Annotated in this window: 14 protein-coding genes; 9 read left to right on the forward strand and 5 right to left on the reverse strand. The window is 72.0% G+C overall.

Features of this window, described 5'->3' with window-relative positions:
• Positions 1-154 precede the first annotated feature (154 nt).
• A complete protein-coding gene (locus H537_RS47130; protein ID WP_084151165.1) occupies positions 155-3,082 on the forward strand; it encodes a response regulator in 2,928 nt (975 codons plus the stop codon).
• A 25-nt stretch (positions 3,083-3,107) separates the two neighbouring features.
• Here the strand turns inward: H537_RS47130 and H537_RS56095 are convergent, their stop codons facing one another.
• On the reverse strand, positions 3,108-4,208 hold the full coding sequence (locus tag H537_RS56095; protein ID WP_051244165.1) for a PEPxxWA-CTERM sorting domain-containing protein: 1,101 nt from the start codon (positions 4,206-4,208) through the stop codon (positions 3,108-3,110).
• Between the two features lie 292 nt (positions 4,209-4,500).
• Between H537_RS56095 and H537_RS0134040 the strand changes: the two genes are divergently transcribed.
• The gene (locus H537_RS0134040; protein ID WP_211235136.1) at positions 4,501-6,885 is read left to right on the forward strand and encodes a bifunctional diguanylate cyclase/phosphodiesterase; all 2,385 of its coding nucleotides are present in this window, start codon (positions 4,501-4,503) and stop codon (positions 6,883-6,885) included.
• Positions 6,886-6,958: 73 nt separating this feature from the next.
• Complete coding sequence (locus H537_RS55205; protein ID WP_211235137.1) at positions 6,959-9,961, forward strand: PAS domain-containing hybrid sensor histidine kinase/response regulator; 3,003 nt, start codon at positions 6,959-6,961, stop codon at positions 9,959-9,961.
• Between the two features lie 12 nt (positions 9,962-9,973).
• Here the strand turns inward: H537_RS55205 and H537_RS0134050 are convergent, their stop codons facing one another.
• Complete coding sequence (locus tag H537_RS0134050) at positions 9,974-10,873, reverse strand: LysR family transcriptional regulator (protein WP_029001454.1); 900 nt, start codon at positions 10,871-10,873, stop codon at positions 9,974-9,976.
• Positions 10,874-10,972: 99 nt separating this feature from the next.
• On the opposite strand from H537_RS0134050, the gene H537_RS0134055 reads away from it, so the two are divergent.
• The 6 genes from H537_RS0134055 (at position 10,973) to H537_RS47145 (ending at position 18,390) form a co-directional block, all read left to right on the forward strand.
• Complete coding sequence (locus tag H537_RS0134055; RefSeq protein WP_029001455.1) at positions 10,973-11,932, forward strand: tripartite tricarboxylate transporter substrate binding protein; 960 nt, start codon at positions 10,973-10,975, stop codon at positions 11,930-11,932.
• A 14-nt stretch (positions 11,933-11,946) separates the two neighbouring features.
• Complete coding sequence (locus tag H537_RS0134060) at positions 11,947-14,076, forward strand: acetate--CoA ligase family protein (protein ID WP_029001456.1); 2,130 nt, start codon at positions 11,947-11,949, stop codon at positions 14,074-14,076.
• Positions 14,069-14,845: an enoyl-CoA hydratase/isomerase family protein gene (locus H537_RS0134065; RefSeq protein ID WP_029001457.1), complete on the forward strand. Its 777-nt coding sequence runs from the start codon at positions 14,069-14,071 to the stop codon at positions 14,843-14,845. Before H537_RS0134060 ends, H537_RS0134065 begins: the two co-directional genes overlap by 8 nt.
• Before the next feature lie 10 nt (positions 14,846-14,855).
• Positions 14,856-16,301: an aldehyde dehydrogenase family protein gene (locus H537_RS0134070; RefSeq protein WP_043461280.1), complete on the forward strand. Its 1,446-nt coding sequence runs from the start codon at positions 14,856-14,858 to the stop codon at positions 16,299-16,301.
• A 4-nt stretch (positions 16,302-16,305) separates the two neighbouring features.
• Positions 16,306-17,118 (forward strand): enoyl-CoA hydratase, encoded by an 813-nt coding sequence (locus H537_RS0134075; protein WP_029001459.1) that lies wholly within the window; start codon positions 16,306-16,308, stop codon positions 17,116-17,118.
• A gap of 219 nt (positions 17,119-17,337) precedes the next feature.
• The gene (locus tag H537_RS47145; protein ID WP_169517145.1) at positions 17,338-18,390 is read left to right on the forward strand and encodes a cyanophycinase; all 1,053 of its coding nucleotides are present in this window, start codon (positions 17,338-17,340) and stop codon (positions 18,388-18,390) included.
• A 42-nt stretch (positions 18,391-18,432) separates the two neighbouring features.
• On the opposite strand, the gene dkgB is transcribed toward H537_RS47145, so the two are convergent.
• From dkgB to H537_RS47150, 3 genes are all read right to left on the reverse strand, one after another.
• Positions 18,433-19,239: a 2,5-didehydrogluconate reductase DkgB gene (gene dkgB, locus H537_RS0134085; protein ID WP_029001460.1), complete on the reverse strand. Its 807-nt coding sequence runs from the start codon at positions 19,237-19,239 to the stop codon at positions 18,433-18,435.
• A 44-nt stretch (positions 19,240-19,283) separates the two neighbouring features.
• A complete protein-coding gene (locus H537_RS0134090; protein ID WP_029001461.1) occupies positions 19,284-20,486 on the reverse strand; it encodes an MFS transporter in 1,203 nt (400 codons plus the stop codon).
• A gap of 104 nt (positions 20,487-20,590) precedes the next feature.
• The gene (locus tag H537_RS47150; RefSeq protein WP_084151169.1) at positions 20,591-21,538 is read right to left on the reverse strand and encodes a LysR substrate-binding domain-containing protein; all 948 of its coding nucleotides are present in this window, start codon (positions 21,536-21,538) and stop codon (positions 20,591-20,593) included.
• Positions 21,539-21,555 lie beyond the last annotated feature (17 nt).

The following is a 21,555-nucleotide window of genomic DNA, read 5'->3' on the forward strand; positions in this document are numbered from 1 at the left end:
GCGGTGCCCGGCCTGCCGGCCGGGGCTGTCGAAGAGCCCGAAAAACGCTGACCCGCGAGCCGGCCGGGGCCGTGGCGTCACGGCGGGCGGCGTGAAAGGCCGGGCACGTGATGGCCCCCAGTGAGCACGCACTCCGCCTGGGCTACGCTGTCGCATGGACGTAGACAGCTCCAACGACAAGCCTGTTCCCCGTTGGCCGATCGCTGCCGGCGAGATGGCGCAACGTGTGCGCGAGTTCGACTGGGCTGCCACTGCACTGGGTCCCGCCGAGCAGTGGCCCGTGAGCCTGCGCACGACCGTCGAGACGGTGCTGGCCCATCCCTGGCCGACCATCGTGCTGTGGGGACGCGAGCTCATCCAGATCTACAACGACGCGTACCGGGGTTTCATGGGCATGGACCAGGCGGCGGGCCTTGGGGCTCCCGCCGGCGAGGTCGGCCCTGTCAACAGGGCCGTCTGCGAGCGGGTTTGGCAGGGCGAGTCGGTCAGCCTGGAGGAGACGCTGCTTCCCGTCACGCGTTCGGGCCAGCGGGAGGACGCCTGGGTCACGCTAGCCTGCAGCCCGGTGCGCGACGACTCGGGCCGCGTGGCCGGTGTGCTCCTGACCGCCATCAAGGCGGCGCCGCGGCTGCGCATGGAAGCCGCATGGCATGAAACCCAGGCGCGCCAGGCGTTCCTGCTGCGCCTGAGCGACGCGCTGCGCCCGCTGCAGGACGCGCAGGCGATCAAGCGGCAGGCCACGCGGCTGCTGGCCGAGCAGCTGGGCGTGAACCGGGCCTTCTATGCCGAGGTCCGGGGCGACGACTGGATCGTGGTCAAGGGCTACGAGCAGGGCGCAGTGTCGCTGCCCGATGGGGCGTACTCGGCTCGCACCTTCGGTGACTGGATCATGGCCACCTATGGCGCCGGCGAGTGCCTCGTGTTTCACGACAGCGGTACCGACCCGCGGTTCACGCCGGCGCAGCGCCAGGCGCACGCCGCCGTGCAGATCCTCGCCGCCGTGGGCGTGCCGCTGGTCAAGGAATGCGCGCTGGTGGCCATCCTGGCCGTGCACGGCGCCACGCCCCGGCGCTGGAGCGACGAAGACGTGGCGCTGGTGGAGGAGACGGCCGAGCGCACCTGGGCTGCCGTGGAGCGCGCACGCGCGGAAACCGCGCTGCGCAACAGCCGCGAGCAGCTGGGAATGGCCTTGCGGGCGGCCACCATGGGCGTCTTCGACTGGGACCCGGCGACGGACTGCCTCGGCCTCACCGACGAATCGGTCGAGCTCTTCGGCCTGGAGCCGGGCCTGCGCTTGCTTGGCATCGAGGAGTTCCTGAAGCTCATCCACCCCGACGACGCGGCGCGCTATCACGCTGCCTTGCTGGAGGCGGGCCAATGCGGCCACGACTGGCACAGCGAATACCGCGTGATTCGCCCGTGCGATGGCAGGCTCGTGCGGGTCGAGGAGCGGGGCCGGTGGGTGGTGGATGCCGCTACCGGCCGGCCACGCGTCAAGGGCGTGCACTGGGACGTCACGGCACGCCGGACCGCGCAGGAGCGGCTGCAGGGCGCGTTTTCGCTCGCCACGGTGGGCGTGTTGTTCTGGGGGGCCGGCTTCCGGCTCACGCAGGTCAACGACGCCTTCCTGCGCATGAGTGGCTTCACGCGCGAGGAGGCGCTGGGCCGTACCTGGCAGGACCTCACCCCGCCGGAGTTCCACGCTTTGTCATTGCACGCGGTGCAGGAAGTTCTCGCCCTGGGCGAGGCCACGCCTTACGAGAAACAGTACATCCGCAAGGACGGGTCGCGCTGGTGGGGCCTCTTTGCGGCCCGCAAGGTGGGCGACGAGGTGCTTGAGATCGCGATCGACGTCTCGGCACGCTACCGGGCCGAGGACGCCAGCCGCGCCAAGAGCGCGTTCCTGGCCAACATGAGCCACGAGATTCGCACACCCATGAACGCGATCCTCGGGCTGGCGCACCTGCTCGGCCAGGAGAGCCTGGCACCGCGCCAGGCCGAGCAGGTGGCCCGCATCGGGGACGCGGCGCGGCATCTGCTGTCCATCATCAACGACATCCTGGACCTCTCCCGGATCGAGGCCGGCAAGCTGCAGCTCGAAGAGCGCGACTTCGAACTGGCCTCGCTGCTGGAGCAGGTACGTTCCATCGTGGGTGCGGGTGCCGCCGCCAAGGGACTGCGCCTGGAGGCGGATGCCGGCACGTTGCCGCGGTGGCTGAGAGGCGACGAGACACGCGTGCGCCAGGCGCTGCTCAACTACGCGGGCAACGCCGTCAAGTTCACGCCGCAAGGTCACGTCGCGCTGCGCGCGCGGCAGCTGGATGAGCGCGACGGCAGGCTGCTGGTGCGCTTCGAGGTCGAGGACAGCGGCGTGGGCATCGATCCGGCGCAGTTGCTGCGGCTGTTCGAGGCCTTCGAGCAGGCCGACGCCTCCACCACGCGCGAGCATGGCGGCACCGGCCTGGGCCTGGCCATCACGCGGCGCCTTGCCGAGCTCATGGGCGGCAGTGCCGGCGCGCAACCGCGCGAAGGCGGCGGCAGCATCTTCTGGTTCACGGCATGGCTGGGCCGTGGCGCCGGTGTGCAGGCTCATGAGGAGGCCCGGCCGGCAAGGCCCGACGCCGAGCTGCGCCAGCGCCATGGCGGCACACGGGTGCTGGTGGCCGAGGACAACGACATCAACCGCGAGGTGGCGCTGGCGCTGCTGCGCGCCGTCGGGTTGCAGGTGGATTTCGCGGAAAACGGCCAGGCCGCCGTGGAGAAAGCCAGCCAGGCCCGCTACGCGCTGGTGCTCATGGACATGCAGATGCCCGTCATGGACGGATTGCAGGCCACGCGGGCACTGCGCGCGCTGCCCGGACTGCAGGCGCTGCCGATCCTGGCCATGACGGCCAACGCCTTCGACGAGGACCGCGACGCCTGCCTGGCCGCGGGCATGGACGACTTCGTGTCCAAGCCGGTGCAGCCGCAGGCCCTGTACGCGACGCTGCTGAAGTGGCTCGATCGCGGCTCGCCGACGCAGGCGGATGCCACCGCGAACCCTGGCTCCGCCAACCGAACCGTGCCACCGCGCCGGCGTTGAGCGCGCACAGCCGGCGCTCGCCGGCTCAGCCGTGGCGCCGGCGCGCCGCGGCCCCGACCACGCCCAGGCCGGCCAGCAGCATGGCCCAGGTCGAGGGCTCGGGGACGGGCGTGAGGACCAGCGTGCGGAAGGATTGCCAGGGCGTGTTGTTGCGGCTGTGGACCAGGATCTGGCCGGCGTCGTTGATGGCCACGGCATTGGTGATGTGGCGCAGCTCGCCGGCGTTGCCCCACAGCAGGCCGTTGAGGTCGTAGGTCTGGCCGTCGCGGTACAGGAAGCCGACATCGGAGATGTCCCGCGTGAAGAAGCTGCCCACCACCCAGCCGTCTTCGTTGATGTCGTTGGCCTGGCCCAGCACGCTGCCGGGCAGCGTCAGCGGCGTGATGGTATTGCCGCGGTACAGCACCGCCTGGCGCGTGCCGTCTTCGCCGGCCTGCCAGCTGTAGCCCACCATGTCGCCGGCGTTGTTGAGGGCCAGCACGCTGCTGTAGTCGCCGCCCAGCGTGGGCAGGTGGCGCAACTGGCCATCGCTGTAGGTGAAGCCTTCGAAGCCGCAGCAGCTGGTGAAGATCTCGCCCGCGACCACCCCGCGGTCGTTGATGGCGTTGGCCGTGTGGCTGCGCAGCGGCTCTTCGCTCAGGTAGCGCAGGCGCCCGTTGTCGTAGATGAAGGCGCGGCCGTTGCCCGCCGCGCCCACCACCTGCCCGGCCTGGTTGATGGCCTTGGCCTCGCCGCCCCAGCCGGGCGCCAGGCCTTCGAGCTCGATCACCCGACCGTCGCGGTAGAGGTAGGGCACCGAGCGGCCATCGCGCCCAAAGCTGCCGACGATATCGCCGCGGTCGTTGATGCCGAAGCCGCGCGAGGTGCTTTCGTTCAACGGCGCGATCTGCTGCAGCGTATGGTTGCCGTAAAGGAAGACCGAGCCGTAGCGAAATTGCTCGGGATCGTCGAAGCGGCTGTAGCCCGTGACCTGGCCCAGGTTGTTCATGGCCAAACCGTAGGTCATGCGTGCCACGGGGTCCGATCCCCCGACCACCTCCACGCGGTACTTGGGCGGCCCCGAGGGCGCGCTCCATGACGCCAGCGCCAGTGTTGACAGGGCAACGGCAAGGATGACGGTCTTCATGCAGTGGCTCCTTCGTGTTCGAAGCACCTCCCCGCGTCGGGAGGCGAGCCCTCTGCGCCCGGACCCCGGCGCCAGGACCCGCGTGCCGGGCCTGCGGCCCCACGGCGGGCCGGCGGCGGGCAGCAACCCATGAGCCCAAGACGTTGCGCAGCGCAAGCACGATGACCGGATGTAGTGTCGGCACGGCCCGACGCGCCGGCGTCGATGGTGGTGACGACTGACCAAAGAAGGAGTACAGCAGCGCCAGCGGCTGCTCGCAGCCTCCACCAGGGGCGCCATGATGAAAAACGCCTTGTCCAAACAGGACGAACAGCAATGCCTGGAGCGGGCGTTGCGCACGCTCAGCGGCTGCAACCGGGCCCTGTTGCGAGCCACGGAAGAGGCGGCCCTGTTGCAGGAGATCTGCCGCGTGGTGGTCGAGGAGGCCGGCTACTGCCTGGCCCGCGTCGGACGTGCCGAGCATGACGACGAGCGGACGGTCACGACGCTGGCGCATGCCGGGCGTAGCGCCGCTGCCGATACCGGGGCGCTGTGGTGGGACGACACCGAGCGCGGCCAAAGTGCCACCGGCACGGCCATCCGTACCGGCGCCGAGTGCCTGTTCAATGACGTGCAGTCGCAGGCCTACCCGCCCATGTGGCGCGAGTTCGCGCGCCGCCGCGGCCTGGGCTCGGTGCTGGCGCTGCCGCTGCACATCGGGGGCGAGCTGTTCGGGGCCCTGAGCATCGGGGCGCCCGAGGCCGACGCGTTCGGCCATCGGGAGCTGCAGGTGCTGCGCGAGGTGGCGGACGACGTGGCCTTCGGGCTGGAGTTCCTGCGGCTGCGCCAGCGACGCGAGCAGGCCGAGGCCGAGGTGCTGCGCCTGAACCGGGCGCTGCGCATCCGCGCGGCCATCAACCACGCGCTGACCCAGGCGCAGGACGAGGCCGTGCTGCTGCAGGAGGTCTGCCGCGTGGCCGTCGAGGAGTGCGGCTACCGGCTGGCCTGGGTGGGCTACATCGAGCCCGACGAGGCCCGGACGATGCGCCCCATGGCGCACGCCGGTTTCGAGGAGGGCTTCCTGAAGCTGCGGCGCAGCCTGGCCGCCTCGAAGATCGGCCGCACCATGGCGGCGTGCCTGGATGCGCAGCGGCCGATGGTCATGCACGACGTCGCCAACAACCCCGGGTACCCGTTCCGCGAGGAGGCACGCCGGCGGGGGTACGGGTCGGTGGTGACGCTGCCCTTGCGGGTGGACGGCGAGCTGGTGGGGTCGGTGCAGATCCTGGCGGCGGAAACCGACGGCTTCGACGAGCAGGAGGTGCAGCTGCTCACCGCCACAGTCGCCGATCTCGGTTACGGACTGGGCGCGCTGCGCCACCGCCTCAAGGCCGCGGCAGCCGAGGAAACCATCCGGCGCATGGCGTACTTCGACAGCGTGACCGGGCTGCCCAACCGGGTGCGCCTGTGCCAGCTGCTCGGCAGCGCCATCGACGTGGCCCGCGCCGGGCGCTGGCCGCTGGCCCTGGTGCGCATCGGCATGGCGCATCTGCAGGAGCTCAACGCGACGCTGGGCAGCGCGGAGGTCGACAAGCTGATGGTGGCCGTGGCCGACCGGCTGCAGCAGACGGTCGGCCACGCCGGCACGCTGGGCCGCCTGGCCGACGCCGAGTTCGCGGTGCTCATGCCGCGTTCGGGTGCGGAGCAGGCCATGGGGCTGGCGCAGCGGCTCCTGGCCGCGCTCGACGAGCCGGTCGATGTCGCGGGCGTGCTGCTCGATGCGCGCTCGAACGCGGGCGTCAGCCTGTTCCCGGGACATGCCGCGGACGCCGAAGGCATGTTGCGCCGCGCCGGCATAGCGCTGGCGCAGGCGCGCGCCATGGGTACGCCGGTGGTGCTGTTCAAGAGCGGCTTCGACCGCGACTGCGCGCAGCGCCTGGCGCTCATGGGCGACTTGCGCAAGGCCATCGAGCACGACGAGCTGATGCTGTACTGCCAGCCCAAGCTCAAGATCGCTTCCGCGCAGGTCTGCGGCGCCGAGGCCCTCGTGCGCTGGCAGCATGACCGCCTGGGCCAGGTGAATCCGGGCGAATTCATCGCGCTGGCCGAGCAGACCGGGCTGATCACGCGGCTGACCTACTGGATGCTGGAGGCCGCCCTGCGCCACAGCTATGCCTGGCGCGAGCAGGGCCGGGCACTGCCCCTGTCGGTGAACCTCTCGGCACGCGACCTGCACGACCCCAAGCTGCTCGGGCGCATCGAGGGCGCGCTGGCGACCTGGGGCGCCGAGCCGGACTGGATCGAGTTCGAGCTCACCGAAAGCGCGCTGATGCTCGACCCGGCGGCGGCGCTGGAAAAGCTGCAGCAGCTCAAGCGGCTGGACCTGCGGATCGCCATCGACGACTACGGCACCGGTTACTCCTCGCTGTCGTACCTGCAGCGCCTGCCGGTGGATGCCCTCAAGATCGACCAGACCTTCATCCGGGGCATGCGGCGCGACGCCGACTCGGCGGCGATCGTGCACTCCACGATCGACCTGGCGCACAGCCTGCGCCTGCTGGTCATCGCCGAGGGCGTGGAGGACGATGAGACCTTCAGCCATCTCGCGGCCATGGCCTGCGACCAGGCGCAGGGCTATTGCATCAGCCGGCCGCTGCCGGCCGACGAGTTCCAGGGCTGGTACATGGGCCGGGCTTGAGGGTGCTGTCCGAGTACGCATGCGGGCAGCGGCATTGCTGCAACCTGGGCACAGGCTCGGACGAGGCTTGCACGTGGACCTGAACCGATTCGACCGCGACTCCACCGGCTGGCCCTTCGCCGGTGGCGAGATGGCACGGCGCGTGCGCGAGCACGACTGGGCCGCCACCCCGCTGGGGGCCGCGCAGCGCTGGCCGGCCGTGCTGCGCACGACCGTGCAGCTGCTGCTGGCGCATCCCTTCGCCACCATCGTGCTGTGGGGGCCGCAGCTCATCCAGATCTACAACGACGCCTACCGCGACCTGATGGGCGTGAAGCATCCGGCCGGGCTGGGCCAGCCCACGCACGAGTGCTGGCCCGAGGTCTGGCACATCAACGCGCCGATCTACGAGCGGGTCTGGCAGGGCGAGTCGCTGGTGTTCGAGGACGCGCTGTACCCGCTGGCGCGCTCGGGCACGCTGGAAGACGTGTGGCTGTCGCTGACCTACAGCCCGGTGCGCGACGAGGCGGGCACGGTGAGGGGCGTGTTCATCACGGTCATCGAAACCACGCGCCGGCTGCACGCCGAAGCGGCGCAACGCCAGGTCGAGGCACGCCTGAACTCGATCTTCGAGCGGGCGCCGGTGGGGCTGTCCGAGATCGCGCCCGATGGGCGCCTCCTGCGCGTCAACCCGGAGCTGGCCCGCATCGTCGGCCGCGGTGCCCAGGCGCTGCTGGGGCTGACGATCGGGGACGTGACGCACCCTGACGACGTGCCCCGCAGCCTGGAAGCGGCTGCACGCGTGCTGGCGCAGGGCGGCAGCGTGACGCTGGAAAAGCGCTACCAGCGCCCGGACGGCACGCTGGTCATGGCCCAGAGCAGCCTCACGCGGCTGGAGCCCGAACCCGGTTCCGAGCCCCGCCTGCTGGCGGTCACGGTGGATCTCACGGCGCGCCGCCAAGCCGAAGCGGCCCTGCACGAGAGCGAGGCGCAGATGCGCGCCATCGCCGACCTCGTGCCCGACCTGCTCTGGAGCAACGGGCCCGGCGGCCAGGTCGATTGGTACAACAAGCGCTGGCACGAGTACACCGGACTGGGCACGTCCGACAGCACGGGCCAGGGCTGGACGTCGACGATCCATCCCGATGACCTGCCCGCCACCCAGGCGGTCTGGCGGCGCGCGCTGGCCACGCCCGGGCCAGTCATGCACGAGCACCGCATCCGCCGGCATGACAGACTGTACCGCTGGCACCTGCTGCGGGCCGAGCCGATCTTCGACACGCAAGGCCAGGTCGTGCGCTGGTTCGGCGCAGCCACCGACATCCACGAGCAGCGCACCGCGCGCGACAGGCTGGAGCAGCAGGTGCGCCAGCGCACGGCCGAGCTGGAAGCGCTGAGCGAGCGCGAGAAGGCCATCGTCGCGAGCGCCCGCATCGCCGTCATTTCCACGGACCTGGAAGGGCGCATCACCTCCTTCAACCCGGCCGCCGAGGCCATGTTCCGCAGCCCGGCGCAGCAGGTGCTGGGGCGCCTGGTGACGGAGTTCTGCGAGCCCGACGAGCTGACCTACAAGGCGCAGTTCTTCCCGCCCGACGTGCAGGCCGAGGGCTCGCGCATGCCCGCGGCGCTGATCGCCGGCCTGCTGCCCGAGCGGGCGCGCCCGGGCGAAGGCCCGCGCAACGAGTGGACGTACATGCGCGACGACGGCAGCTCCTTCCCCGGGCTGCTGCACCTGAGCGTGCTGCGCGACGCGCAGGGGCAGGCGCTGGGCTTCCTGGTGCTGCTGACCGACCTCACCGAGCGCAAGGCGCTCGAAGAGCAGCTGCGCGAGCGCACCCGGCAGGCCGAGGTGGCCAGCGCGGCCAAGACGGCCTTCCTGGCCAACATGAGCCACGAGATCCGCACGCCGATGAACGCCATCATCGGGCTCACCCACCTGCTGCTGCGCGACACCAGCGATCCGCTGCAGCAGCAGCGCCTGGGGCAGGTCGGGGATGCGGCCCGGCACCTGCTGCAGCTGATCAACGACATCCTGGACCTCTCCAAGATCGAGGCCGGCAAGATGGTGCTGGAGGACAGCGAGTTCTCGCTGGACGAGCTGCTGGGCCGCTCGCTGGACATCGTGCACGCCCTGGCGGCCGACAAGGGGCTGGCGCTGCGGCTGGACACCGACGACCTGCCCCGGCGCCTGCGCGGCGACCCCACGCGGCTGTCGCAGGTGCTGCTCAACCTGCTGTCCAACGCGGTGAAGTTCACGGCCCGGGGCTCGGTGCAGCTGCGCGGCCGGCTGCTGCGCGAGGACGGGCCGCGGCTGCTGGTGCGCTTCGAGGTGCAGGACACCGGACCGGGCATCCCGCCGGAGCGCCAGGAGGCCGTGTTCGAGGCCTTCGAGCAGGCCGACGGCTCGATCACCCGCCGCCATGGCGGCACCGGCCTGGGCCTGGCCCTGGTGCGCCACCTCGCCACGCTGATGGATGGCGAGGTGGGCCTGCACAGCGTGCCGGGGCAGGGCAGCACCTTCTGGTTCACCGCCTGGCTGGGCCGCGCGCGGCCGTCCGAGGCGCAGGGCGCGCCGGCGGCGGCCGGGGACCGGGGGGCACCGGCCGCCAGCGACGCGGCCGAGGCCGATGCGCTGCTGCAGGCGCTGCAGCAGCGCCGCGGCGAAACATCCGATCCGCTTTCCAGGGAAGCGTCGGAGGCCCTGCTGCGCTCGCGCCACGGCGGCCAGCGTGTGCTGCTGGTCGAGGACCACTTCGTCAACCGGGAAGTGGCGTCCGCCGTGTTGCGGGCCGTGTCGCTGGAAGTGGAAACCGCCGAGGACGGCCGCGGCGCGCTGGAGCTGGTGACCAGCAAGCCCTACGACCTCGTGCTGATGGACGTGCAGATGCCGGTCATGGACGGGCTGGAGGCGACGCGGCAGATACGCCGGCGCATCGGCGCGGCACTTCCGATCATCGCCATGACCGCCAATGCGTTCGAGGAGGACCGGCAGGCCTGCCTGGACGCCGGCATGAACGACCACGTCGCCAAGCCGGTGGAGCCCGCGCGGCTGTACGCGACCTTGCTGCAGTGGCTGCCGCGGCCCACGGGCTCGTGAAGCGCCGCGGCGTCAGTCCTTCACTACCTCCGACGCCAGCTGCCGCAGCCGCGTCGCCACGAAGCGCGCGGCCCGGGACAGCGGCCGGTGCGTGCTCAGGCTCAGCGCGATGGTGCGCGGGATCTCGGGAGCCACCACGCGGCTCGCGCCCAGCGTGCCCGCCTTCAGCTCCTCGCCGAGGGCCATGAGCGGCAGCAGCGTGAAGGCGTGGCCGCTCATGGCCACGTCCTTCATGGCCGAGGCGGTGTCCACCTCCATCACGGTCTCCAGCGCCACGCCGTGCTTGTGCGAGAGCTGCTCCAGCACGCTGCGCATGCCGTTGGGCATGGCGGGCAGCACCAGCGGCAGGCCAGCCAGCGCGGCGAAGTCCACGGTCGGGCCGGACAGCGCCGCATGGCCGGGCCGGCCGGTCAGGAAGGTCTGCACCGTGGCCAGCACGTCCTCGCCGCGCTGGGCCGCGGCGCCGTAGCGGTTCACCACCATCATGTCCAGCAGCCCCGACGCCAGCGCTTCGTCGAGGTGGCCGCTGAAGCCCTCGACGACGTGCAGGCGCACGCCCGGCGCCTGCGTGCGGATGTCGGCGATCAGGCGCGGCAGCAGCGGGCGCGACATCGAGGGCAGCACGCCCACGTGCACCGTGCCGGTCAGCGCGCCCGCGCTCTCGTGCGCCACGCTCTCCAGGCGCTGTACCTGGTCCAGCACCCGCTTGGCCTCGCCCAGCATGCGGCGGCCGAAGTCCGACAGTGCCATGCCGCGCCCCGTGCGCTCGAAGAGGCGGTCGCCCCACTCGGCCTCCAGCAGCGCCACCTGGCGGCTCACCAGCGAGGGCGCCATGTCCAGCGTCGTGGCCGCGCGCGACAGCGAGCCCAGCTCGGCCACCAGCACGAAGGTCTGCAGCTGCTTCAGGTGCATGGTTTCACTTTAGTCGAAACCTGAAATCTGCCATTTCCACTTTTTCGCAAGCGGCCGGCTGCCTACGCTGTGGGATACCGATTCGAAAGGAGACAGCCCATGAAGCTCTTGATTCCGTTCGTCGCCCTGGCCGCGCTGGCGCCGCCAGCCCAGGCCCAGGCCTTTCCCCGGCAGCCGGTGGCGCTGGTGGTGCCTTTCCCGGCCGGCGGCCCGACCGACGCCATGGCGCGCCTGCTGGCGCAGAAGCTGGGCGAGCGCCTGGGCCAGCAGGTGGTGGTGGACAACCGCGGCGGCGCCGGCGGCACCCTGGCCGCGGAAGCGGTGGCGCGGGCCAGGCCGGACGGCCACACGCTGTTCTTCGGCACCACCGGCACGCTGGCCATCAACCCGAGCCTGTACCCGAAGCTGCGCTACGACCCGGTGAAGGACTTCGCGCCGGTCAGCCTGATGGCGACCACGATGAACGTGCTGGTGGTCCACCCCGGCGTGCCGGCGCAGAGCCTGGGCGAGCTGGTCAAGCTGGCGCAGGCCAAGCCCGGCGACATGACTTACGCCTCGGCGGGCAACGGCAGCTCCAACCACCTGTCGGGAGAGCTGTTCAAGGCCCGCGCCGGCATCCAGCTCACGCACGTGCCCTACAAGGGCTCGGCGCCGGCGCTGGTGGACCTGTTCGGCGGCCGGGTGTCGATGATGTTCGACACCGTGGCGCAGCAGGCGCCGCACATCGGCGCCGGCAAGGTGCGCGCGCTGGCCGTGACCGGACCGAAGCGCTCGCCGCTGCTGCCCGGGGTGCCGACGGCGCAGGAGGCCGGGCTCAAGGACTTCGACGTGACGATCTGGTTCGGCGTGCTGGCGCCGGCCGCCACGCCGGCACCGGTGGTGGAGCGCCTGAACCGCGAGATCGTGGCCGTGATGTCCACGGACGAGATGAAGCAGCGCATGCAGGCCGAGGGCGCCGAGGCCCGTCCCACCACGCCGGCCGAGTTCACCGCGCTGATCCGGCACGACATCGCCCAATGGGCCCCGGTCGTCAAGGCCTCGGGCGCCACTCTTGAATGACTGCTCCAGACGCCATGAACACGCTTGATTCCCGCCTCGCGCGCGCCTTCGCGCCGCGTTCCGTCGCCGTCGTCGGCGCCACCGAGGACCGCAACAAGGTCGGCGGCCGGCCACTGCACTACCTGCAGCGCTTCGGCTTCGCCGGCGCCGTCTACCCGATCAACCCGCGGCGCGACAGCGTGCAGGGCCTGGCCGCCTGGCCCTCGCTGGCGGCGCTGCCCGAGGCGCCCGACGTCGCCGTCGTGGCCGTGGGCCAGGAGCAGGTGGCCGAGGTGATCCGCCAGTGCGCCGCCCGTGGCGTGGGCACCGCCGTCGTCATGAGCTCGGGCTTTGGCGAGACCGGCGCCGAGGGGCTGGCGCGGCAGCGCGCGCTGGTGGAGGAGGCGCGGCGGCTGGGCGTGCGCCTGATCGGGCCCAACGCCCAGGGCATCGCCAACTTCGGCAGCGGCGCGGTGCTGAACTTCAGCACCATGTTCATGGAGGTAGCGCCGCAGGACGGGCCGGTGGCCATCGTCAGCCAGAGCGGCGCGGCCAGCGTCATGCCCTACGCCCTGCTGCGCGAGCGCGGCATCGGCGTGCGCTACCTGGTGGCCTCGGGCAACGACGCCGACGCCTCGGTGGGCGAGCTGGCCCTCGTGGCGGCGGCGGACCCAGACATCCGCGTCGTGCTGCTCTACATCGAGTCGCTGTCCGACCCGGCGACGCTGGCCGAGGTGGCGCGGCTGGCCAATGCGCGTGGCGCGGCGGTCGTGGCCCTCAAGTCGGGCCGCAGCGCGCGCGGCGCCCAGGCCGCGGCCTCGCACACCGGCGCGCTGGTGCATGACGACGTGGTGGTCGATGCCTTCCTGGAGCGCCACGGCATCTGGCGCGCCGCCGACGTGCACGGCCTGGTCAACGCCGTCGAACTGGTCCTGGCCGCCGGTCTGCACCCGGCCGAGCGGCTGGTGGTGATGAGCCACAGCGGCGCCGTGGGCGTGCTCAGTGCCGACACCGCCGAGCAGCTGAAGCTGCCGCTGGCCGAGCTGGCGCCGGCGACGCTGCAGGCGCTGGCGCGCGTCATGCCGGGCTTCGCCACGGCCGGCAACCCGGTGGACCTGACGGCCTCGCTGCTCACCGACGGCGGCATGTTCGCCGCGACGCTGGAGGCGCTGGCGGCCGACCCGCAGGCGGACCTGTTCCTCATCGGCGTGCCCGTGGCGGGCGAGGGCTACGACGTGGAAGGCATGGCGCGCGACACCGCGCGCTTCATGGCCGCCCACGGCAAGCCGACCGCCGTCTCGGCCCCACAGGCTTCGGTGCGCGACGCCTTCGGGCGTGCCGGCGTCCCGGTGTTCGGGCACGAGACCGACGCCCTGGCCGCGCTGCACCAGCTCAGCCGCCACGCCCGGCTGCAGCAGCAGGCGCTGCGCCGCTCGGCCGCCGTGGAGGCGCTGCCGTCGCTGCCGGCGCTGCAGGGTGTCGCCACGCGCTCCGGCCCTGCCACGCTCAGCGAGGCGGACAGCCTGGCCGTGCTGGGCCACGCCGGCATCCCGCTGGCACCGCACCGCCCATGCCGCACGGCGCAGGAGGCCGTCGCTGCCTGGCGCGAGCTGGGCCCAGAGGTGGTGCTGAAAGCCTGCTCGGCCCACATCCCGCACAAGTCCGAGCACGGGCTGGTGTTCCTGGGCCTGGACAGCGAAGGGGCGGTGGCCGAGGCCTTCGAGCACTGTGCGGCCCGCGTCCGCGCGCTGGAGCTGCCGCTGGAGGGCGTGATCGTGGCCCGGCGCGTGCGCGGGCGGCGCGAGTTCGCCCTGGGCGTGCGCCAGGACCCGGCCTTCGGCGCGGTGGTCATGGTCAGCGACGGCGGGAAGTACGTGGAAGCGCTGCGCGACTTCGCGGTGCTGCTGCACCCCTTCACCGAGCAGGACGTGCTGGAGAAGCTGGCGGGGCTGCGCATCGCGCCGATCCTGGCCGGCGTGCGCGGCGAGCCGCCGGTGGATCGGGCCGTCGTGGCGCGCTGCGCCGTGGCGCTGGGCCGGCTGGCGGCGGCGCACCCGCGGGACATCGCCGCCATCGACCTCAACCCGCTGATCGTCGGCAGCGCCGGCGAGGGCGGCTGGGCCGTGGACGCCGTGGTCGAGCTGACGGGAGGCCGCCATGCGTGAGGAACCCACCGTGACCGTGGAGATCACGGACCGCATCGCCGTCGTGCGGCTGCACCGGCCCGCGGTGATGAACGCGGTCAATGACGCGCTGCGGCGCGAGCTGGGCGCGGCGCTGCGCGAGCTGGATGCCGGCGACGCGGCGGATGCCCTCGTGCTCACCGGCAGCGGCGAGCGTGCCTTCTGTGCCGGGCAGGACCTGGAGGAGTCGGCGGCGGTGGACACCACCACGCTGGCCGGCTGGCTCAACCGGCAGCACGCCATGTACCAGGCGCTGCGCGACGTGGACAAGCCGCTGGTGGCGGCGATCAACGGCACGGCCGTGGGCGCGGGATTCCAGATGGCGCTGCTGTGCGACCTGCGCGTGGCGCATGCGGACCTGCGCATGGGCCAGCCGGAGGTGAAGGCGGGCCTGGCCAGCGTCGTGGGCTCGTACCTGATGTCGCTGCAGATCGGCCACTCGCTGAACCAGCAGCTCTCGCTCACCGGCGAGCTGGTCAGCGGCGAGCGCGCGCACGTGCTGGGCCTGGTCAACGACCTGGTGGCGCCGGCGCAGGTGCTGCAGCGGGCAGTCGAGCGCGCCCGCGCCCTGGCTGCGCTGCCCGGTGCCGCGCTGCGCATGACCAAGCGGCGCTTTCGCGAGCGCACGCAGGCCGGCTTCGAGGAGGCCTGCAACGCGGGCATCCGCTACCAGCTGGAGTGCTACGCCACCGGCGAGCCCACCCGCGTGATGCAGGCCTTCCTGGCGCGCCGCAACGCCGCCCATTCCTGAGGACACACCCATGAACCAAGAGCAGATCTACATCGACGGCGCCTGGACGCCGGCCGGCGGCACGGCCCTGACGCCGGTGACCGACAGCTGGACCGAGCAGCCCTTCGCGGCCTACCGCAGCGCCTGCGCCGCGGACGTGGACCGGGCGGTCCGGGCCGCGCGCCGGGCCTTCGGCACCTGGTCCGCGACGCCGGTGGCCGAGCGGGCCGCCGTCGTGCGCCGGATCGCCGCGGCGCTGCGTGAGCGCGGCGACGAGCTCACGCGCGTGATCTCGCGCGAGGTCGGCATGCCGGCGAAGCTGGCCGCGCGCATCCAGGTCGGGGCGCCGATCGCCGCCTGGGACGCTTATGCCCGGCTCGCCGATGAAGTGGAGTGGGAGACGCGCCTGGGCCACTCGCTGGTGCAGCAGGTGCCGGTGGGCGTGGTGGCCTGCATCACGCCCTGGAACTACCCGCTGCACCAGGTCACGGCCAAGGTGGCGCCGGCGCTGCTGGCGGGCTGCACCGTCGTGCTCAAGCCCTCGGAGCTGGCGCCGTCGAGCGCCTTCCTGCTGGCGCAGGCCATCGAGCAGGCGGGGGTGCCGGCGGGCGTGTTCAACCTCGTGCACGGCACCGGGCCGGAGGTGGGCGAGGCGCTGGTGCGGCATGCGGAGGTGGACATGGTGTCCTTCACCGGCTCCACGCGCGCCGGCCGGCACATCGCCGCGCTGGCCGGGCAGGACGTCAAGCGCGTGGCGCTGGAGCTGGGCGGCAAGTCCGCCGCGCTGGTGCTGCCCGGCGCCGACCTGGGCGCGGCGGTGAAGGCGACGCTGGCCGGCTGCTTCCTCAACTCCGGCCAGACCTGCTCGGCGACGACGCGGCTGCTGGTGCCGCGCGACCAGTACGAGCGTGCCGCCGCGCTGCTGCGCGAGGGCGCGGCGGGCTACCGCATGGGCGATCCGGCCGATGGCGCGACGCGCTTGGGGCCGCTGATCTCGGCGGCCCAGCGGCAGCGGGTGCTGGGCCTGGTCGAGCAGGCGCTGGGCGAGGGTGCCACGCGGCTGAGCCCGGACGTGGCGCTGCCGCCGCACGGCTTCTTCGTCGCGCCCACCGTGCTGGGGAACGTGCGGCCCGACAGCGCCATTGCCCAGGAAGAGGTGTTCGGCCCGGTGCTGGTGCTGCTGCCCTACGAGGGCGTGGAGGAGGGCGTCGCGCTGGCCAACGGCACCGCCTACGGGCTGGCGGCCAGCGTCTGGGGGCCGACGCCGGCGGCGGCGCTGGCCGTGGCGCGGCGGCTGCGCGCGGGCCAGGTGGACGTCAACGGCGCGCCCTTCAACTCGGCCGCGCCCTTCGGCGGCTTCGGGCAGTCCGGCCTGGGGCGGGAGAACGGGCGCCACGGCCTCGAGGAGTTCCTGGAGCCGGTGTCGATCCAGATGCCGCCCGCGTACTTCGACACCCCGTCCACGAACCAGGAGTGAAGCCATGGACTACCAGCAACTGACCTATTCCACCGAGGGCGCGACCGCCGTCATCACCCTGAACCGGGCCGAGCGCATGAACGCGCTGACCAAGGTGCTGGAGGCCGAGCTGCGTGCGGCCATGGAGCGGGCCGGGCGCGACCCCGCGGTGCGCGCCATCGTGCTCACCGGCGCCGGGCGCGCCTTCTGCGCCGGCATGGACATCGACGAGCTGGAGGTGCTGCCGCCGGAGGACATCCGCGCCCAGGAGTGGATGCGGCCCTACGACATGAACCGGCGCGCCGACTACCAGACGCGCTACTCGTACTTCCCGGCGATCGCCAAGCCCGTGATCTGCGCCATCAACGGCGCCGCGGCGGGCCTGGGGCTGGTGATGGCGCTCTACAGCGACTTCCGCCTCGCCGCCAGCACGGCGGCCTTCGCCACCGCCTTTGCCAAGCGTGGGCTGATCGCGGAGCACGGCATCGCCTGGATGCTGCCGCGCATCGTGGGCCACGCGCATGCGACGGACCTGCTGCTGACCTCGCGCAAGGTCGGCGCCGAGGAGGCGCTGGCGATGGGGCTGGTGCACCGCGTGGTGGAGCCGCAGGCGCTGCTGTCCACCGCGCTGGAGCTGGCGCGCACGCTCTCCACCGAGGTGTCGCCCCGTTCGGTGGCGGTGGTGAAGCGCCAGCTCTGGGAGTCGCCCTACCAGTCGCTGGGAGAGGCCGTGGCGCTGGCCAACGCCGAGATGTTCACCAGCCTGCAAAGCGAGGACTTCAGGGAGGGCGTGGCGCACTTCCAGGAGCGCCGCGCGCCGCGCTTCACGGGGCGCTGAGCGGGAGATGAGGTGACGTAGCCGCCCGGTCGTGCAGGAGGCGGCTTCGCTGCGAGGTGGTCCAGCGCGAGCCGCGGCTCGACAGCTGGCAGCGCCAGCGTTCGCTCCACACGGCGCTGCACGGCGGAAAGTGAAGGGAGCAAACTCCGTCATCTTCCACAGGAGGAGATCCGCATGTCTCTGATGCGTTCGTCCTTGTCCTGGCCTGTCGCCACGCGGGTGCTGCTGGCGGCCCTTGCCGCAACTTCGGTCCTCGGCGCCGTACCGGCGCAGGCCGGCGCCAAGGCGCCTGATCTTTCCACGAAGGGTTACGACTACTACCTCACCGGCAGCGCCACCGACGTCGCGCTCCTGCCGCCCGGCTCGCAGATGGTCGTGCTGATGGGCGGCGAAAACGATATCGCCGAGCCCCTGCGGCGCCTGGTCGACAAGGCAAGGGGCAGCTCCAGCGCGAAGGTGGATGTGGTTGTCATCCGCACCTCGGGTGCGGACGACTACAACGTGAGCTTCTCGGCGCTGGCGGGGGTCGATTCGGTGGAGACGCTGGTGCTCAAGAAGCAGGCGGCGGCCAGCGACCCGGAGGTCAACCGCATCGTGCGCAATGCCGACGTGCTGTTCATCGCCGGCGGTGACCAGTCCAACTACATCGCGCTGTGGAAGGGCACGCCATTGGAGGCCTCGCTCGGCCACCTGCGCAGCCGCCGGGTACCCATCGGGGGCAGCAGCGCCGGCATGGCGGTGCTGGGCGATGTCGACTACACGGGCGAGAACGGCAGTGTCACTTCCGCCGAGGCGCTGGCCGATCCGTATGACAAGCGCATCACGCTGAGCACGACGTTCATCACTGGGCTGCCCGGACTGGCCGGCACCACCACCGATACCCACTTTCATGTGCGCGACCGCATGGGCCGCCTGGTGACCTTCCTGGCGCGGACGATCCGAGAGGGCCTGGCGGGGCTGGACGTTGTCCGGGGCATCGGCGTGGACGAGAAGACCGCGGTGGTGGCGGACGACGGCATCGCCACCGTGGTGGGCAGCGGCGCCGCGTACTTCCTGCGTCCCACCCAGGCTGCCGACACCATCGCGGCGAAGACGCCGCTGGCGTTTCGCAACGTGCAGGTTCACAAGGTGGCCGCGTCGCCGTCCGACGCCACCACGACCGTGCGGTTCAATCTCACGAACTGGACGCGCAGTGACGACACCCCGCCGTACTACCTGGATGCCCTGAGCGGAAGCCTGACCTCGACGCAGGCAGGCGGCCTAGTGTACTGAGGCGCCGCGGACGGGGTGCGGCGGGCAGTTCGCTGCATGGCGTCAATCCCAGCGCGGCGCCAGCCCCTGCGGATCGACGAGGCGCTCGCCCCGGTCCAGCGTGGCGATGCGGGCCATGTCCTCGTCGCCCAGGCGCAGTGCCCGAGCCTGGAGATTCGAGGCCAGGTGGGCGCGCTGCGTGGAGGAAGGGATCACGGCGTGGCCCAGCTGCAGCGCCCACGCCAGGACCACCTGCGCCGGCGTCGCCTGGTGGCGTTGCGCCAGGGCCTGGATGACGGGGTCCTGCAGCACCTTGCCGTAGCCCAGCGTCATGTAAGAGGTGATCCGGACACCGGCCGCCCGTGCGGCCTCGACGACCGCACGGTTCTGCAGATACGGGTGCAGCTCCACCTGGTTGGTGGCGATCGCGCCGGGGCCGGCCGCGGCCACCGCCTGCCGCATCAGCGCCACGTTGAAGTTCGACACGCCGATCTGGCGCGTCAGGCCTTCGCGCCTGGCCTGCGCCAGCGCATCCAGGGTTTCGGCGAGCGGCACGGCGCCGTCGGGCGACGGCCAGTGGATCAGCGTCAGGTCCACGTGGTCGGTGCGCAGCTTGTGCAGGCTCTGCTTGAGGCTGGGCACGAGCCGGTCCCGCGACAGGTGCTCGGTCCAGATCTTCGTGGTCAGGAAGAGCGCCTGCCGGGCCACGCCGCTGCCGGCGATGGCCTGGCCCACGGCCTCCTCGTTGTCGTAGATCTGGGCCGTGTCGATGGCCCGGTAGCCCAGCTCCAGCGCGGTGCTCACGGAGTCGATGGCGGCCTGGCCTTTCAGGCGGAAGGTGCCCAGGCCGAAGTCAGGAATGGCTTGCATGGTGTGTCAGTCCTCGTGAACGGAAGGGGTGATGAAGGCCCGGCTCAGCAGCGGCTCGACAGGGCGCCGCGTGCGGCGTGGGTTACGGTGTCGCGGCGGTCCAGGTGTCCGCTGAGCTTCGTCAGCGCCAGCGACAGCAGCACCACCAGGGCGCCGATCCAGGGCGTGTGCATGAGGCCCAGCCGCTCGACGATCAGGCCGCCGCCCCAGGCCGCGGCCGCAATGCCGAGGTTGAAGGCCGCGATGTTCAGGCCCGAGGCCACGTCCACGGCCTGGGGCTCGAAGCGCTCGGCCTGCTGGACCACGTACACCTGCAGCCCCGGCACGTTGCCGAAGGCCACGGCGCCCCAGGCCAGCACCGTCAGCACCACCAGCCAGGGGCTGTGCGCCGTGAAGGTCAGCAGCATCAGCACGCCGGCCAGCGCCGCGAAGATCAGCTGCAGGGCCGGGATCGGTCCCTTGCGGTCGGCCAGGCGGCCGCCCCAGACGTTGCCGATGGCCACGGAGACGCCGTAGGCCAGCAGCACCCACGCCACGGCGCCCTGGCTGAAGCCGGCGACGTCCTGCAGGATCGGCGCGAGGAAGGTGAAGGGGATGAACGAGCCGCCGTAGCCGATGGCTGTCTTCGCGTACACCAGCAGCAGCCGTGGTTGCGCCAGCACCCGGGCCTGGCTGCGCAGCGAGGCCGGCGGCGCATGCCGGATGCCGTGCGGCACGGCGAGCAGGCTGGCCAGGAAGGCCAGCAGGCCCAGCGCGGCGACGGCCAGGAAGGTCTCGCGCCAGCCGAAGTGCTGGCCGATGAAGGTGCCCAACGGCACGCCGGTGACCAGCGCCACCGTCAGCCCGGTGAACATGGTGGCGATGGCGCTGGCGGCCTTGTCCTTGGCGACCAGGCTGGTGGCGATGGTCGAGCCGATGGAGAAGAACACGCCGTGCGCCAGCCCGGTGAGCACCCGCGCCAGGACCAGCGACTCGTAGCCCGGCGCCTGCCACGCGAGCAGGTTGCCCGCCGTGAACAGCGCCATCAGCGCCAGCAGCAGCGTCTTGCGCGGCAGGCGCCCGGTGAGGGCGGTGAGCACGGGCGCGCCGATGGCGACGCCCAGCGCGTAGAGGCTGACCAGCAGGCTGGCCGAGGGCAGGCTGACTTGGAGGTCGGCGGCGATGGTCGGGATGAGGCCGACAATGACGAATTCCGTCGTTCCTATGGCGAAGGCGCTGACGGTGAGCGCGAGCAGTGCAAGGGGCATGGGCAGCTCCAACAACAGGTTGGGCGCCACTGTGGGCCCGCAGGCCCGGCGGAAACAGCCGTGCCGGGGCAGATGATTCTTGACGCCGAGTCAAGAGCCGGCGGTCAGCCGGCCGCCGGCTTGCGCGCGCGTCCCCTGGCGGGCGCGGCCTCGCACAGCTCCTCGTCCGTGGACAGCCGCTCGCTCACGAAGTCCAGGAAGCAGGTGATGCGCGCGGCCAGCTGGGCGTTGCGGTAATAGACCGCGTTGATCGGCTGGCGCACCTCCCGCGTGTGCGGCTCCAGCAGCTGCACCAGGCGGCCTTGCCGGCGGTCGGCCTGCGTCATGAAGTCGGAGAGGCAGGCGATGCCCAGGCCTTGCAGCGCGAGCTGGCGCAGCGTCTCGCCGCTGGAGGCGGTGAGCGTGGGCACGATGGGCCATTCGTCGCCATGCTCGCCGTGCAGCGGCCAGCGGTTGAGCGACTCGGGCTGGGTGAAGCCCAGCAGCACGTGGCGCGTGAGGGCCTCGACCGTGGCCGGGCGCCCGTGGCGCTCGATGTAGGCGGGGCTGGCCAGCACCCGGATGCGGCTGCTGGCCAGCGGCCGGGCGTGCAGCGTGGAGTCCTGCAGCGCACCGATGCGGATGGCGACGTCGGTGCGCCGCTCCAGCAGGTCGATGTTGAGATCGTCCGTGTCCAGCTCCAGGCGGATGCGCGGGTACTTCAAATGGAAGGCCGGCAGCAGCGGCACGATGGCGTGCAGCATGAAAGGCGTCGCGGCATTGACGCGCAGGCGGCCGGCGGGCTGGCGCCGGCGTGCGGCCATCTGTTCCTCGGCCTGGTCCACCGCGGCCAGGATCGCGCGGGCGTGGCCGAGGAACGCCGCGCCCTCGTCGGTGATCGCGATGCGCCGCGTCGTGCGCCGCAGCAGCGTGGTCTCCAGCTTGCGCTCCAGGCGGCCCAGGGCGCGGCTGATGCCCGAGACGGTCTGGCCCAGCTGCTCGGCCGCGGCGGTGATCGAGCCGGTGTCCACGACGGTGGTGAAGGCCTGCAGTTCTTCGAGGGTGGTCTTCATGGGGGAGCCATGATGCC

Source organism: Azohydromonas australica DSM 1124 (genome assembly GCF_000430725.1).
GTDB lineage: Bacteria > Pseudomonadota > Gammaproteobacteria > Burkholderiales > Burkholderiaceae_C > Azohydromonas > Azohydromonas australica.

Excerpts from the sequence above, each read along its gene's own strand:
- H537_RS47130 (WP_084151165.1), top strand. The coding sequence starts at position 155 with ATGGACGTAGACAGCTCCAACGACAAGCCTGTTCCCCGTTGGCCGATC.
- H537_RS56095 (WP_051244165.1), bottom strand. The coding sequence starts at position 4,208 with ATGAAGACCGTCATCCTTGCCGTTGCCCTGTCAACACTGGCGCTGGCG.
- H537_RS0134050 (WP_029001454.1), bottom strand. The coding sequence starts at position 10,873 with ATGCACCTGAAGCAGCTGCAGACCTTCGTGCTGGTGGCCGAGCTGGGC.
- H537_RS0134055 (WP_029001455.1), top strand. The coding sequence starts at position 10,973 with ATGAAGCTCTTGATTCCGTTCGTCGCCCTGGCCGCGCTGGCGCCGCCA.
- H537_RS0134060 (WP_029001456.1), top strand. The coding sequence starts at position 11,947 with ATGAACACGCTTGATTCCCGCCTCGCGCGCGCCTTCGCGCCGCGTTCC.
- H537_RS0134065 (WP_029001457.1), top strand. The coding sequence starts at position 14,069 with ATGCGTGAGGAACCCACCGTGACCGTGGAGATCACGGACCGCATCGCC.
- H537_RS0134070 (WP_043461280.1), top strand. The coding sequence starts at position 14,856 with ATGAACCAAGAGCAGATCTACATCGACGGCGCCTGGACGCCGGCCGGC.
- H537_RS0134075 (WP_029001459.1), top strand. The coding sequence starts at position 16,306 with ATGGACTACCAGCAACTGACCTATTCCACCGAGGGCGCGACCGCCGTC.
- dkgB (WP_029001460.1), bottom strand. The coding sequence starts at position 19,239 with ATGCAAGCCATTCCTGACTTCGGCCTGGGCACCTTCCGCCTGAAAGGC.
- H537_RS0134090 (WP_029001461.1), bottom strand. The coding sequence starts at position 20,486 with ATGCCCCTTGCACTGCTCGCGCTCACCGTCAGCGCCTTCGCCATAGGA.
- H537_RS47150 (WP_084151169.1), bottom strand. The coding sequence starts at position 21,538 with ATGAAGACCACCCTCGAAGAACTGCAGGCCTTCACCACCGTCGTGGAC.